We start from the raw sequence: 13,568 nt of genomic DNA on the forward strand, positions 1-13,568 counted from the left end.
ATTATGAAAAGCACAGATGAAAGTATTATTTTTAATTGTCAAGTATGTCTAGGTTTAGGAAAACAAATCGCTTAGCTTAGAAATGATTAAGCTAACCATTAAATCGATTATAATTTGTAGATTCATAAACTCGGTAAAAATATAAATAATCATTTTAGCTCATTATAAAAATATTTAATAAAAAATCCTTATTATTTTTCACAAATATCATATGCCTCTTTTATCAATTGCTCCGCTAAGCTTTTATCCACTTTAGCAGAGTACCTATACTTCTCATGAACTACATGCACTTCCATGTCTGTACTCTTTTCGCCTTGTAAGTCAAAAGTTAAATACTGAACTGTTGAAAATTCTCTTCCCTGCTCCCTTCCTCCCTCAGGGTCTCCTTGAATTAATTTGGTTCCTACTTTTAAGAAGACCGAATTATATATCCCCTTGAGGTTATCATAAACCCAATCTAAATCCTTAAAATCATGAGCGTAAATGTACAGAGATGCCTTTATCTTTCCATCACATGGTAATAGCGTAGAGTAGATTTTAATCTCCTCTAAGATATCTTCCTTTCTATCCTTTTTGTCTAGATAAACCATTTCTTGAATCTGATGTAGAATGGTATCCTTATTCTCAAATAATAAAGATAATCTATCTCCTAACTCTATCCTTCTCTTGTTCTTAACTTCTACAATTCTTCTTATCCTATCTAATCTGACCTTTTCATAAGTCTGCCATGGTAAAATTTCATCTAAAGTTATTTTAACCATTTTTCATCGCCTCTTTTAAGATTTGAATTGGATGTAAAGGCTTCTTATTCGAAGCTTTTTCTATTTGAAGTCCAGCTAACGGACATTCCGTTGAAAAAACATTCGCACTACTCTGTTTAAATGATTCCATCATTTTACTTCCAACTCTCTTAGCTGTATCATAGTTCCTTAAACCCCACCCACCATCAATACCAGAACAACCCTTATCGGATATTTCGACTTTAGCTCCCATTTGTCTTAATAGTCTTACACCAGGATAACCTAGCTGTAAATATCTTAGATGGCATGGAGGATGATAGTAAACAGACTTCTCGAATTTTCCCTTTAGGTCTATTTTACCATCATTTTTGAGCTTTAATAAGTATTCCAAAGCATCATAAACTTTGGGAACTTTTTGGTCTAATACCCTTTCATATTCCTTAATCATCAAAGTACACGTAGGAATAGGAGATACTATATCATAACCTTGTTCTATAAGCTGCCTAATAAGAGAAAGGTTATATTCAGCGTTTTTCTTTAATCTATCTATATCTCCAGAGTCTAGCATAGGTGCTCCGCAACACAAAAATCTGGGTATTACAACTTCTATACCTAAACTATTATAAACTTCAATTATATCTTCTCCTATTTCAGTAAAGAAATTTTCGACTAGACATGTTGGAAATAATGCTACTTTTGCTTTGGGATTATCAATTTTCTTGGGTTTTACCTTTTCTCTTAAACCCTTTTCTGCAACCGGTAATGTAGGTGCCTCTCTATGAATTCCTAAGAGCTCTTTACTTTTCTCCATAATATTTTTAGCTAACGGTCTAGCTAAAGCAACCCCATCTAACATTTCAAAAAGAAAGTCTCTGAGAGTTAACCCTCTCTTTTTCTTGTAGTATAGCCAGCTCCACTCCATTAAGCTGGGGAAATCCATGCTAAACTCATGGGGAGGAGTGTAAGGACAATTGACATAACACATCTTACAATGGAAACACTTAGATGCTACATCAAAGAGATCATCTAATGTTAAGTTTTTAGGTTGTTTCTTATCAGTGTATTCAAATAACGTAGGAAATGCGTCACAATAATTAAAACACCTTCTACAGCCGTGACATATACTAGCTTGTCTTATAAACTCAGATAATAACTTATTCGAGTCAAAAAAAGAAGGATTACTTGGATTTAAAGAATACATTATTTGCCTCCCTTTAACATATTAAGGGCGTTCGTGAACTTCTCTGCGTGACTCTTTTCTGCTCTAGCTAATGTCTCAAACCACTCTGCAACCTCATTAAATCCTTCCTCTCTCGCTACTTTAGCATAGCCTGGATACATTTGGGTCCATTCATAAGTCTCTCCAGCTATAGCAGACTCTAACATTTGCTCTAAAGTTCCTATTGGTTTATCAGTTGCTGGATCTCCTATTCCTCCTTGTCTTATGAAGTCTAAGTGCCCAAAAGCGTGAGCGGTTTCTCCTTCAGCTATGCTTCTCAACAATCCCGCTAATTCGGGATATCCTTCTTCATCAGCTCTTTTTGCAAAATATAAGTATCTTCTATTTGCCATTGCTTCTCCACAGAAAGCATTTTTTAGATTCACGGCAGTTTTGGTTCCTTTAAGCTCTTTCATGTTTTCACGCTATAATGAATTAGTATCGATAGTTTTTAAAAGTTTCTCTCATTACTATATAGAAGTGTTTATTAGAGAAAAACTATTCTAATCTATAAGCCAGCTTAGACTTAGATATAGCTAAGAAAAATACTCCAATAATTATTAGAATAGTAGGTATATAGAATCGAGGTTCCGGAGCTAGAAAATACATGAAGTTCGTAAATATTGCTATATAAAACAATATTAATGATAAAACAGTTAATACAACACCAGTAGCACAAAACGCTACATTAAATGTATAATACGTGAACACATCCTGCCAATCAACTTTTTGAGAATCTACAACTACACCTAATCCTTTCATAAAGACTAATGATTCCTTTTCACCGAATATCGCAAAACCATTCATCTTATTAAATCCCAGCTCTCTTGCCTCTTCATTTCCTCTCTTAAGATTAAAATTAATGACCTCAGCTAATTTAGCAGGATTTTCAACATTCCTACTCTCTATTATCTTCCCTTGTTCATCAATCTTAATATGGCCTACATACCCCTTCAGTTTATCTATTCCCCTTTTTATACTAACCATTTCTTATCACTACTCCCCTTAATGCATTTTTAATTAACATATCCCAATTTGTAGCCCTTGCGTCAGTAAAAATTATGTAACCATCAATGAATACTAATCCTAAATTATCCAAAATCATCGCGAAACCTTTAAGAGGTTCTAGAAATGATAGCTCTTTTGCCTCCTCCTTACCTATCCTAATATTCTCAAATATTATACTAACTAACTTATTAAAGTCGATATTAACATCCTCACCATCAATTTTTATAATTTTATCTCCCTCAAGCTTATAAACTGCAATAACGCCAGGAATATTAATAATAGGTACCAAATTTCCCACTAATCATTAATATCGCTAATCAAGTTAAAAAATTTTACTCCAAATAATTAAAAAATAGCAAGAATCTTACTATGTATTGAATAAAATAAAATTTTATTTAAAAAATTATATTATTTCTTACTTAAAATGACCTTTAAGATCTCTTCTGGTGTAGTGGGAGTTTTGGTAAATCTCGCTCCAACAGCATCTTCTAACGCACGAATGATAGCCGCAGGACCTACAATTAGCGCAGCTTCGCCAACACCTTTACTACCTGTCGGATAATTGGATGTATGATACTGTTCAGCAAAGATTGATGTAAACTTGGGAGATTCCACTGCTGTAGGAACATAATAATCAGCATAGCTTACTATTAACTGACCGTTTTCATTAAGTATAGCTTGTTCATATAAAGCTTGACCGACTGCTTGTACACCTCCCCCGTGGATTTGTGACTCCGCTAAGGCAGGATTAATTACTTTCCCTATATCATCATAAGCTCTGTATTCCACTACTCTAGCTATTCCGGTTTCATCTACTTCAACTACAGCTACATGAACACCATATGGAAAAGTGACGTCATTCTCATAGATCAGTTTTTCTACTAAACCAGGTTCATGACTTCTGTAAGCTAAATTAGCTACATCATCCCAGCTCATCTTCTTACTTGGATCACTCCTCAATTTGAATTCTCCTTTTTCGTATTGAACCTCTTGAACATCTACGTTCCAAGTAGACGCAGCTATTCTCTTCATTTTATCTAGTATCTTCTCGGCAGCTTTTAACGCTGCGGAACCACCTATTGTTACTGATCTTGAGCCATAAGTTCCCATGCTGGCAGGTACTGCATCGGTATCTCCCCAAATAACTCTTATCCTTTCGATTGGTATTTGGAAGGCATCAGCTACTAACTGGGCGATTGCAGTTTCAGTACCTTGCCCATGTGGTGTAGTGCCGGTTACTATTAAAACGTCTCCTCTTTCATCTACTCTGACTTCTGCATACTCCCAAGGACCAAAACTGCACACCTCTAAGTAAAACGCTAATCCTACACCTACCCTGTGTCCTTTTCTCCTCTCTTCTTCAGCCCATTTCTTCAATTCATAATATTGCAGCCTTTTTACGCCTTCTTTTAATGCTCCAACATAGTCTCCAGAATCATATCTCATTCCAAATGGATTTGTATAAGGTAGTTCTGTCACTAGGTTCTTCTCTCTAACAGTAACGTCATCTAAGCCTAATTCGTCTGCTACAGTACTCATTATCCTCTCGATTATGTAAGTAGCCTCTGGTCTACTAGCTCCCCTATACATAGTTATAGGTGGAGTATTAGTATATACTGCAACACTCTCTAGACTTAAATTACGTATTTTATATGGTCCAGGTATCATCATTGGTATTATTAATGGCTGTATGCCTGCAGTTACTGTTATGTATGCCCCTAAATCTAAGAGTAGTTTGCCTCTAATACCTAATATTGTCCCATCTTTCTTAACTGCGACTTCTCCCTTGAATATATTATGCCTCGCCTCACTAGCTAACATCTCTTCGGTTCTTGTTGCAGTCCACCTAATTGGCCTCCCGAGAATAATTGATGATGCAACTACAGCTAACTCCTCTGGCATTAAGTGTACCTTACTACCGAAAGCTCCTCCTACATCTGGCATTGAAACTTTTATCTTACTTTCTGGTATACCAAAGATCCTAGAGAACTCTAAGCGCATGAAGTGAGGAACTTGAGTAGAGTACCATACACTTAACGTTCCTCCTTCATATCTAGATATTATACCTCTAGGTTCCATAGGGTTTGGAATTAATCTTTCGTTTATCGCCTCAACATTAACTACCTTATCTGCTTCATTAAATGCCTTTTCTACTTCTCCCGCTTTGAACGGTATCTTGTATGAAATATTAGTCTTCAACTCATCATGTACTATGACCTGATCCTTCTCAGCCTCTTCCATTTTAGTTACTGCCTTAATAGGTTCATAATCCACTACCACTTTATCGATAGCATCTCTAACAGCATATTTATCTTGTCCTATCACAACCGCTACAGGTTCTCCTATATACTTTACTTTATTTTCTGGGAAAGCTTTTCTTTCAACATATCTAAAAGCTTTAAGGTCAATATACGTAGGCCAGGGTCTTATACCTCCTTTCAATAATGGATTTATTTCTTTTGCTGTTAGAACAGCTACAATTCCATTGACTTTTAAGGCATCACTAACATCTATTCTTTTAATATAGGCGTGTGGATATGTACTTCTTACGAAGCCAGCGTATAATGCTGGTATTCTTATATCATCTACATAATTACTCCTTCCGGTTATGAATTTTTCGTCATATAATCTTTTAACCGATTTTCCGACATAACTCATGCTCTCAACCTCTTGGACGCATCTATTACCGCCCTAATTATATTTTGATAACCGGTACATCTGCAAATATTCCCATGTAAACCATCCCTTATTTCTTCTTCCGATGGATTAGGATTTTGCTTTAGTAAAAAGTATGTTTGCATTATCATTCCAGAAGTACAGAAACCACATTGTAAAGCAAAATTATCTCTGAATGCTTCTTGAATTGGATGTAATTTAGAATCGACTGATAAGCCTTCAATAGTAGTGATTTCAGAACCATCAGCCTGGACAGCAAAAATTGTGCAAGATTTAACTGACTTACCATCAAGTAATACTGTACAAGCCCCACAAGTAGTAGTATCACATCCAACCTTTGTTCCGGTTAGACCTAGCTCATCCCTAATGAAGTCCACTAACAACATCCTAGGACTAACATACCTTTCATACCAAACCCCATTAACCTTAACTCTAACCTTAACTTTGTCTCCCTTGTTAACGACTTGCATCAGCCCATCACCTCCTTTAAAGCCTTTCTAGTTATAACCTTCATAACTTCCTTCCTATACCACGAACTCCCTCTAGTATCAGAGGGGGGATTAACTTGACTAGAAACCTTACTTACTATGTCCTCTATTAAAGAATCATCTAATGACTTACCTATTGCACCTTTTTCTACTTCTATTGGCCTAAACGGTTTATCGGAAACTCCAGCATACGCTAATCTAATATCCTCTATATCCCTTCCTTTCATTTTGATTGCTAAAGCTAAAGATACCAATGCATAGTCTCCAGCCCTTCTCACAACTTTCTTGTAAGTCGTATAATAACCCTCTAAATTAGGTAATACTATTTCTGTTATCAGTTCTCCCTTCTTTACATCAGTAGTGAAAGCTCCCTTAAAGAAATCTAAAGCCTTAACTGACCTACTACCAGAAGAAGATGTGAGGACTATTTCAGCGTCTAGAGCTGTTAAAACAGTAGGAACGTCTGAAGAAGGATCAGCGTTTCCTACACTACCTCCTATAGTTCCTAAATTCCTCACTTGCATATCTCCAACTAATCTAACTGCCTGATATAAGAGAGGAACGTTTATCTTTATAGTATCATTCTTAAGTACTTCATAGTATCTGGTTAAGGCTCCAATTTTAGTTGAATTAAAACCACTTCTAACGTAACTAAGGTCTTTAATTGGGTTCAGATCAACTATGTAATTAGGTGAAATTACACGAAGTTTTAACATGGGTATTAAACTTTGACCGCCAGCTAAGGGTCTGGCATCGTCTTGCGAATCCAAAAATTTTGTTGCCTCATCCACACTATTTACACGCACATATGTAAAATCTGGTGGGTACACATGTTAGATATGCGTGTTGAGTATTTATTTTATCGAGTTAAAAGTGTTTAATTAAAGTAAAATTTGAGTAAATTCTTTTTCTCCCAATATGAATTCTTAATTAAGAAGTTCAACTTTAATAAGTACTCTATCAAAAATTTTTCAATAAACATACTTTGTCGAGTAAGTAAGTATAAATATGTTAAATAAGAAATATTTAGAACTAGAAATATTTCATCTTATCTTGAATTGTCTCAATACATTATTCCTATGAATAAATTTAGTAATGGTTGATGGTACAATCACGTTTCCCTCTCCTTTTCCAATAACTTTACCAATAATGTAGGGTTCGTAGCCTTTAGACTTCAACTCATCATATAAATCTTCTATTACTTTTTTATGAGCAAAGATTACTATAGCACCATTAGTGCCAGCAGTTGAATTTGGAATAATGAAGTTCTCAGTTGCGAATTCATGAATATCAGGATCTAAGACGGGAATTTCAGTTAATTCTACATCTACTTGAGCCTTTTGGGCGAATTCCTTTATAACAAATAACCCTGGTCCAGTAACGTCGGTAGTCATAGCTATATGAGACTCTTCTTCAAAAGGATGCCCAAAATTAGGTAAGTATTCGTAAATGATTTTAGCCACTTCAATGTTGGGAACTCTCATGAAGTTTATGGCTTTCTTTTTAACCTCTTCAACCCTACTTATTGTTATTCCCTTCTCTTCTAGGTTTTCTATCAGCTCTGGTACCGTAAGTAGCCACATATAAACGTTAATTGGAGTTAACTCTCCCACTGGTCTAGTAACTAATATTTCCATCTTCTCATTAACCTTGTTATAGAATGTTGGCAGTTCATGATCCGATTTCCCTATAGTCGTAGCTCCTATCATTAATGTCTTAGTACTGGGTTGTATATCATCTAATAATTCGATGGAATATTTCCTAGAATAATTAATAAAATTGTTGAGTAACTGGGTCTTTAACTCATCGATTGGAGCATCAGCTACTGGAATCATCTTCAAATCTTGAAATACACCTTTCGTAAATAAGTCATTAAACGAATTAGACACTCCCACATCGACTTGCATTTGTGAACCTGGATCATCTAAGGGATCGACAATTTGAATTGTATCATTATTAGCAACCGTGTATGATTTCTCTTTTTCTCCATCAAGTCTGAATAAATCTAGTACAGCAACTTCTCCTTTAGGATTAGTAGTTACAATTGAGTGCCCTTTTCCTATAGTTAATTTCCTAGAGGTTTTGATTGAAGTATAGACTCTTATTAAGAAATCAGCGAATTTCTCTGGACTTCCTGCAGTTTCTTGGTTTACTTGAATTAAGCTTATTGCTCTGTCGGCATCAAATTCTCCAGAATTTATCACTCTTTTTACTGTGATATTTTTTCTTGTTACAAAAATATCGGCATCTTCTCTTGGTAATATTTCAATATTTCTTTTAGCCAACTCTGAATTGATTTTCCCTAAAGCCGGATAGACTGTATCTATTAAGTCAACTTTAACTGCACAACCAGTTGCTAGAGATAAAGGGTTCAATCCCATTTTTTTATACTTTTCTAGGTTCTCTCTAAACTTATCAATTAATTTATCAATAGACATCAAGTACTAGTTTATCTTTAACGGGGTTAAAAACTTTCCCGATAAATTTTTAACAGATATCATATCTATTATTATAAATAAAAATAGTTTAGAAAACACAAAATTCCGACATACTTATATTCTTGATGTGTAAGGCATAGATTGTGACCCAAATAACTGAGAGGAGAACTCCATATTATGCTAACATCCAAAGTGTTCCGCCATCCATAGTTAGAAGACTTATTAAAAGTAATGCTATTAAAATAATTGATATAAGACAGCCTTGGGAATACGAAGATCATCACATACCTGGATCAGTATTGATACCTTTAGACTATATTGATGATTTATTACCACTATTCCTTACCAAAATTAACACTAACTCATTCGCAATAGTATGTGAACATGCTAATAGATCTACTTGGTTAATATTTAATAAACCTTATCTCTTTGAGGGATATAAGGTTTACAACATGCTAGGTGGGATGGAGTTATGGATTAGAATGGGATACGAGGTAGATAAGGGTATAGATGATAATGGCACTTTATGGTATAAGCTACTTTTAGGAAAGACTAAATAAAAGACAAGTTATTTATTACATATTCTTTGCACTTATCGATAGTCTTAAAAAAGACGTAATAAAAATAAAATTGATGGAGAGACTACCCCCGTCTGCTAAACTCGTATTAAAGATACTACTGGAAAAGAAAGTTGTAAGATTTAAGGAACTGAGAGAGGAAACCCATTTACCTACTAGAACGTTACATTATGCCCTAAAGATTCTTAAAGAAAAAGGAGTTGTAAAAACGTTACCTTGCCTAGATGATGCCAGAGAAAGAATATATTCACTTTTAGAAGTTGAAGAATGCTACAAACTTTTTAATGACTAATATTCCATTTCCTCAGCATACATTTCCTCATCTAGTTCTTCTTTTACATTCTTCTTTATCTCCTCTAAGTGTTCAAGAACTTCTTTTAAATTATTATAACCGGTAGGCATATATTTCAATCTACCGTATGACATCATATAAGAACCTGGGCATAAGAATTTTTGCCTTACAACTATAGCATCGGCGTTTAAATCTAGAATAACTGCCATTGTTGCCTCCTTGCTACCTATACCAGGATTCTCGTACTGTTCTACTTCTTTCTTCTCCTCATCTATAATTCCTATAATTTCTGCCTGATCTAGAGGTTTTAATTCTTGATTTCTATCGTACGTTAAAGCTATTCTCATAGGTTTCACTCTTTCATCTTTCTCTTAAATATTTTGTGATCAACATATTTAGAAAAATTAGGAAAAATTATCTTGGTGTGAACTCTTTGCCTATAGCTCTAACTAGAGTAAATAAAACCCCTAGTCCTCTCTGAACTTCTGGATCTGATAATAATCTGATTAGACCACCTATAGAAACTTGAGGAGGGGATTCCAAACTCTTTTTAACTTCTTCTGACGTCATAGCCCTCATTATCTTGTAAGGCACTTCACTAAACGTGTATTCCAGAAAGTCCATAGCCTTAGGATAGACTTCCAGAAATTGTGAAACATATTCTGATATGTGAGTAATAGCTTCATCATTTAACATATCCCTTAAAGTCTTAGCAGCATATGCTAAGTTTAGTACTACATCTAAAGCTCCGTTGTTATTTAATTCTTCAACTTTTTCTAATACGTCGTTCACTAAGTTTAATCTCTTCATAGCCCTCTTTATTGAATGTATTGTTGTGTCATCCATTTCCTTCATGATTTCAAGAAGATTGGAAACATATTTGCCTAGGTTTTGTATAGCGTCATCATTCAACATATCTCGCATTGTCTTACCAATATAAGCATAATTAACTAAAACATCTAATGTACCATCACTCTTCATTTGCTCTAACCTATTAATTAAGTCTGAAATCGTTGAAGACTTTTCTAATACCTGCTTTAATGGATCTAAATGATTACTAACTACCTTTAATAGTTCTAGTGAGCCAGAGAGTGTACTTGCTATAGTTTGAATAGCTTCGTCATTTAACATGTCTTTCATGGTTTTAAGAGTGTACGAGGCATTAACTAGAACATCTAAAGTTCCATCATCCTTCATCATCTTTACCTTATCCAAAACATCAGATAAAGTGCTCATATTATGAATGACTTTCATCGTATCATGAAAGACTTCAGGCTGTGAAATAACCTTACCTACTTCAAGAAGGGATGAGGTAATTGTGCCTAGGTTTTGTATAGCGTCATCATTCAACATATCTCGCATTGTCTTACCAATATAAGCATAATTAACTAAAACATCAAGAGCCCCGGACTCTTTCAGCTCATTGACTTTCTTTAGGACTTCATTTAAGGCAGGAGTCAGATCAATAAGCTCAGCTAATTCTTCTATCTTCTTCTCATCAATCTTTGATGCTAACTTCTCTAAGTTGATGACTTGCATATTTACCACACCGAGACTATTTGTCCTCCTTCCACATCCATTGCAAATGTAGTTATACCGGCTATCTCATCAATTAAATCTATGTAATCCTCCTTAGCATAGTTGAACAATTTACTTGCATAGGAACAAGCGTAAATCTTAACTTTTCCACTCTTCTTTGCTTTCCTAAATAAGCCTATATAATCCTCTTCTTTTTTCTCCACCATAGTCTTAGATGACATATCTTCAGTTTTTACCTCGGGGTTCTTGGTAAAAGCTCTAACTGCATCCATAGTTAAAAAAACATAAACTTCATCTCCCATTGATGATATAATCACCGATGTCATTGCAGCATAAGCTAATCTCGACCTCTCATTAGAGCCCACTATTATACCAGTCTTCATTTCACACCACAGCTTTTGCTGTAACAGTCCAATACATCTTATTGTACATTATTTTACCCCACCAGTGCACGTAAGAAGGTGGTGGTGGGCTTTCATTCATAGTATAACTAAATCTAATATACGTAGCTTGGTCAGTTCCAGTGGCTATATAACATAATACGTCTCCGCCATAGTGCTTTACACCTAAGTTACCCTTAATGTCATTAGCGATATTATGGGCTACAGTGTAAGATTCAAAGTCTGCTGTTGAACCAGCTTTTGACACTGGCAAATCTGTTGCATCACCCATTACATAAACGTTAGAGTGATCTTTCATTCTAAGTGTAAATTTATCAGTTGGTATCCATCTTCTTCTATCACCAATTCCAGAATCTCCTATTACCTTAGCTCCCATGTTAGGAGGTATCCCTATTAATAAGTCATACTTAATTTTTTCACCTTCTTGGGACTCTATTATCTTCTCTGACGGATTAACACTTGTTACGGTAAATGGGGAGTGAACCTCTATCCCTCTTTCCTCAAATAACTTTAACATGAACTTATTAGTTATTGGTCTACCGAATACTCCTTGTACTGGATAAGTATAGATAATTTTCGTCTTATCCCTAATTCCTCTCTTTCTTAAATAATCATCTAGAATTAGAGTATTCTCTAAAGGTGCTACAGGACATCTGTGAGGAAGCCTAGCAGTATTTACTACTACCGTTCCCCCTTGGAACTTCTCTATTGCCTCTCTCATTTTTACAGCATCATCGTATTCATAAAATGAAACTGATCCTGCCCTATAACCGGGAATCTCATCCCACGTGTATTCTACACCCGTAGTAATCACTAAATAGTCATAACTATGGGATACACCATCTGCTGTAACAACAGTATGGTTCGCAGGATCTATTTTCGTTATTGTACCTTTCTCCCCATGTATAAACTTAACACTAGAGTCTAATAGTTCACTTTCTTTCTTTACCAGTTCGCCCGGTGTCTCTAATCCATAAGCCACTAACAATTGACCAGGTAAGTATATATGTTCGTCAGTTTTATTAAGAACAACTAGTTCTACCTCTCCTTTATGAATTTCATGATGTAATTTCTGAGCTAGTCTATTCGCTATTATCGTACCGCCTATATTTCCTCCTGCAATTATAATCCTTTTAGCCATTCCATTTCACCTATTTCGAAACTAATAAAATGTATTTGTTACCTTCTTGTGATTCTTGAACAATCTTCACGCCTCTTTTCTTTGCCCATAATGTAATATCCTTCTTAGTTGCTTCATCTCCTAGAATAACTTTAACAGCTTCACCTTCTCTTAACTCATCAATAACACTAGAGAGTTCTCCAATAGGCCCAGCGCATGATGAACTTGTTAGATCTAATTCTTTATATATCTTTAAGGAGCTCATTTTTCCAATCCCTAATATTATATATTACTTAGTTGTTTTTAAATATTACGTTTTCATCAAGAATATATATATTGGAGAATATTATTATTTAATTTAGTTTTATCTAAATATATATCCCAATAACAATAAAAGTATATTTAAACTGTTTGTATCTTAAACTATTGCTCATTACTGAAAAATTTTTAAAATATCATTTACAAAACTTTTTGAGTCCTTTGAATTATAGATTTGCAACTCCATATCTATTCAAGAGTTAAGTGTAGTTTTCACATGACTTATTGGAAATAGATCTCTAATTTTAATTTGAGCTTTCTAATATTTTCTATAATAATACACGGTGGGCAAGATTTTGGGAAAACTTTATATATAAGTAAGGCAGAAGATGATGCACTATGAGTAAGTTATTATTCATAATACTTAATGATCCAAGTAATCTTGCGGAATCTATTAAAGCTGCACATACGTTACACTATGCTGTAGAATTAAAAGAGAAGGGTCATGAAGTTTACGTTTACTTTGATGGTTTAGGCACTAAAATTCCTATAAGTGACAGTCCTTACAAGGGATTAAAACCGGCTTACGAACGTGCGTTACAAAAAGGAATAATCTTAGGAGCTTGTGGATATTGTGCCTCTCCCCCTCACCTTAACATAAAGGATAAATTACCAAAAAGTATTCAGTTAATCGGCGATGAAGAACATCATTACGCCTTTACAGACTTAGTCGACAAGGGTTTTCAAATAATAATATCATAATTCTTTTATCCTTAAAGAGGAGAGTAATCATTTTTCATATCTTCGTATT

Annotated in this window: 17 protein-coding genes; 3 read left to right on the top strand and 14 right to left on the bottom strand. The window is 34.7% G+C overall.

What is annotated here, in order from left to right:
* Window positions 1-191 precede the first annotated feature (191 nt).
* The 9 genes from BFU36_RS09120 to BFU36_RS09160 all read right to left on the bottom strand — a co-directional run bounded on the left by BFU36_RS09120 (window position 192) and on the right by BFU36_RS09160 (window position 8,569).
* Window positions 192-761 carry a DUF3501 family protein gene (locus tag BFU36_RS09120; protein WP_069283621.1) on the bottom strand — a complete coding sequence of 190 codons (570 nt, stop codon included), beginning with the start codon at window positions 759-761 and terminating at the stop codon, window positions 192-194.
* On the bottom strand, window positions 754-1,941 hold the full coding sequence (locus tag BFU36_RS09125) for a heterodisulfide reductase-related iron-sulfur binding cluster (protein ID WP_069283622.1): 1,188 nt from the start codon (window positions 1,939-1,941) through the stop codon (window positions 754-756). Before BFU36_RS09125 ends, BFU36_RS09120 begins: the two co-directional genes overlap by 8 nt.
* Window positions 1,941-2,375, bottom strand: coding sequence for a rubrerythrin family protein (locus BFU36_RS09130; protein WP_069283624.1), 435 nt, complete (start codon window positions 2,373-2,375; stop codon window positions 1,941-1,943). The genes BFU36_RS09125 and BFU36_RS09130 overlap by 1 nt, the downstream gene beginning before the upstream one ends.
* Before the next feature lie 82 nt (window positions 2,376-2,457).
* Window positions 2,458-2,946 (bottom strand): hypothetical protein, encoded by a 489-nt coding sequence (locus tag BFU36_RS09135; RefSeq protein ID WP_069283625.1) that lies wholly within the window; start codon window positions 2,944-2,946, stop codon window positions 2,458-2,460.
* Window positions 2,939-3,265 (bottom strand): hypothetical protein, encoded by a 327-nt coding sequence (locus tag BFU36_RS09140; protein WP_231961110.1) that lies wholly within the window; start codon window positions 3,263-3,265, stop codon window positions 2,939-2,941. Before BFU36_RS09140 ends, BFU36_RS09135 begins: the two co-directional genes overlap by 8 nt.
* Window positions 3,266-3,375: 110 nt before the next feature.
* Complete coding sequence (gene cutA / locus BFU36_RS09145) at window positions 3,376-5,625, bottom strand: glyceraldehyde dehydrogenase subunit alpha (RefSeq protein ID WP_069283627.1); 2,250 nt, start codon at window positions 5,623-5,625, stop codon at window positions 3,376-3,378.
* On the bottom strand, window positions 5,622-6,113 hold the full coding sequence (gene cutC, locus BFU36_RS09150; RefSeq protein WP_069283629.1) for a glyceraldehyde dehydrogenase subunit gamma: 492 nt from the start codon (window positions 6,111-6,113) through the stop codon (window positions 5,622-5,624). The genes cutA and cutC overlap by 4 nt, the downstream gene beginning before the upstream one ends.
* Window positions 6,113-6,961, bottom strand: a complete 849-nt coding sequence (cutB, locus tag BFU36_RS09155) for a glyceraldehyde dehydrogenase subunit beta (protein ID WP_069283630.1) — start codon at window positions 6,959-6,961, stop codon at window positions 6,113-6,115. Before cutB ends, cutC begins: the two co-directional genes overlap by 1 nt.
* A 213-nt stretch (window positions 6,962-7,174) precedes the next feature.
* Complete coding sequence (locus tag BFU36_RS09160; RefSeq protein WP_069283632.1) at window positions 7,175-8,569, bottom strand: SelD-related putative sulfur metabolism protein; 1,395 nt, start codon at window positions 8,567-8,569, stop codon at window positions 7,175-7,177.
* 143 nt (window positions 8,570-8,712) lie between these two features.
* Between BFU36_RS09160 and BFU36_RS09165 the strand changes: the two genes are divergently transcribed.
* Window positions 8,713-9,129 (top strand): rhodanese-like domain-containing protein, encoded by a 417-nt coding sequence (locus BFU36_RS09165; RefSeq protein WP_069283634.1) that lies wholly within the window; start codon window positions 8,713-8,715, stop codon window positions 9,127-9,129.
* 73 nt (window positions 9,130-9,202) lie between these two features.
* Window positions 9,203-9,439: a helix-turn-helix domain-containing protein gene (locus BFU36_RS09170; RefSeq protein ID WP_069283636.1), complete on the top strand. Its 237-nt coding sequence runs from the start codon at window positions 9,203-9,205 to the stop codon at window positions 9,437-9,439.
* On the opposite strand, the gene BFU36_RS09175 is transcribed toward BFU36_RS09170, so the two are convergent.
* The 5 genes from BFU36_RS09175 to BFU36_RS09195 all read right to left on the bottom strand — a co-directional run bounded on the left by BFU36_RS09175 (window position 9,436) and on the right by BFU36_RS09195 (window position 12,764).
* The gene (locus tag BFU36_RS09175) at window positions 9,436-9,786 is read right to left on the bottom strand and encodes a hypothetical protein (RefSeq protein WP_069283638.1); all 351 of its coding nucleotides are present in this window, start codon (window positions 9,784-9,786) and stop codon (window positions 9,436-9,438) included. The two genes, BFU36_RS09170 and BFU36_RS09175, sit on opposite strands and share 4 nt — an antisense overlap.
* Window positions 9,787-9,853: 67 nt before the next feature.
* A complete protein-coding gene (locus BFU36_RS09180) occupies window positions 9,854-10,978 on the bottom strand; it encodes a DUF1641 domain-containing protein (RefSeq protein WP_069283641.1) in 1,125 nt (374 codons plus the stop codon).
* 2 nt (window positions 10,979-10,980) lie between these two features.
* On the bottom strand, window positions 10,981-11,361 hold the full coding sequence (locus BFU36_RS09185) for a DsrE family protein (RefSeq protein WP_069283643.1): 381 nt from the start codon (window positions 11,359-11,361) through the stop codon (window positions 10,981-10,983).
* Between the two features lies 1 nt (window position 11,362).
* Entirely contained in the window at window positions 11,363-12,520 is a 1,158-nt protein-coding gene (locus tag BFU36_RS09190; protein WP_069283644.1) for an NAD(P)/FAD-dependent oxidoreductase, read from the bottom strand.
* A gap of 10 nt (window positions 12,521-12,530) precedes the next feature.
* A complete protein-coding gene (locus tag BFU36_RS09195) occupies window positions 12,531-12,764 on the bottom strand; it encodes a sulfurtransferase TusA family protein (RefSeq protein WP_069283645.1) in 234 nt (77 codons plus the stop codon).
* A 392-nt stretch (window positions 12,765-13,156) separates the two neighbouring features.
* On the opposite strand from BFU36_RS09195, the gene BFU36_RS09200 reads away from it, so the two are divergent.
* A complete protein-coding gene (locus BFU36_RS09200) occupies window positions 13,157-13,519 on the top strand; it encodes a DsrE family protein (RefSeq protein ID WP_069283647.1) in 363 nt (120 codons plus the stop codon).
* Window positions 13,520-13,568: the final 49 nt, after the last annotated feature.

Source organism: Sulfolobus sp. A20 (genome assembly GCF_001719125.1).
GTDB lineage: Archaea > Thermoproteota > Thermoprotei_A > Sulfolobales > Sulfolobaceae > Saccharolobus.

Coding starts and splice junctions, on each gene's coding strand:
- BFU36_RS09120 (WP_069283621.1), bottom strand. CDS start 761: ATGGTTAAAATAACTTTAGATGAAATTTTACCATGGCAGACTTATGAA.
- BFU36_RS09125 (WP_069283622.1), bottom strand. CDS start 1,941: ATGTATTCTTTAAATCCAAGTAATCCTTCTTTTTTTGACTCGAATAAG.
- BFU36_RS09130 (WP_069283624.1), bottom strand. CDS start 2,375: ATGAAAGAGCTTAAAGGAACCAAAACTGCCGTGAATCTAAAAAATGCT.
- BFU36_RS09135 (WP_069283625.1), bottom strand. CDS start 2,946: ATGGTTAGTATAAAAAGGGGAATAGATAAACTGAAGGGGTATGTAGGC.
- cutA (WP_069283627.1), bottom strand. CDS start 5,625: ATGAGTTATGTCGGAAAATCGGTTAAAAGATTATATGACGAAAAATTC.
- cutC (WP_069283629.1), bottom strand. CDS start 6,113: ATGCAAGTCGTTAACAAGGGAGACAAAGTTAAGGTTAGAGTTAAGGTT.
- BFU36_RS09160 (WP_069283632.1), bottom strand. CDS start 8,569: ATGTCTATTGATAAATTAATTGATAAGTTTAGAGAGAACCTAGAAAAG.
- BFU36_RS09170 (WP_069283636.1), top strand. CDS start 9,203: ATGGAGAGACTACCCCCGTCTGCTAAACTCGTATTAAAGATACTACTG.
- BFU36_RS09175 (WP_069283638.1), bottom strand. CDS start 9,786: ATGAGAATAGCTTTAACGTACGATAGAAATCAAGAATTAAAACCTCTA.
- BFU36_RS09180 (WP_069283641.1), bottom strand. CDS start 10,978: ATGCAAGTCATCAACTTAGAGAAGTTAGCATCAAAGATTGATGAGAAG.
- BFU36_RS09185 (WP_069283643.1), bottom strand. CDS start 11,361: ATGAAGACTGGTATAATAGTGGGCTCTAATGAGAGGTCGAGATTAGCT.
- BFU36_RS09190 (WP_069283644.1), bottom strand. CDS start 12,520: ATGGCTAAAAGGATTATAATTGCAGGAGGAAATATAGGCGGTACGATA.
- BFU36_RS09195 (WP_069283645.1), bottom strand. CDS start 12,764: ATGAGCTCCTTAAAGATATATAAAGAATTAGATCTAACAAGTTCATCA.
- BFU36_RS09200 (WP_069283647.1), top strand. CDS start 13,157: ATGAGTAAGTTATTATTCATAATACTTAATGATCCAAGTAATCTTGCG.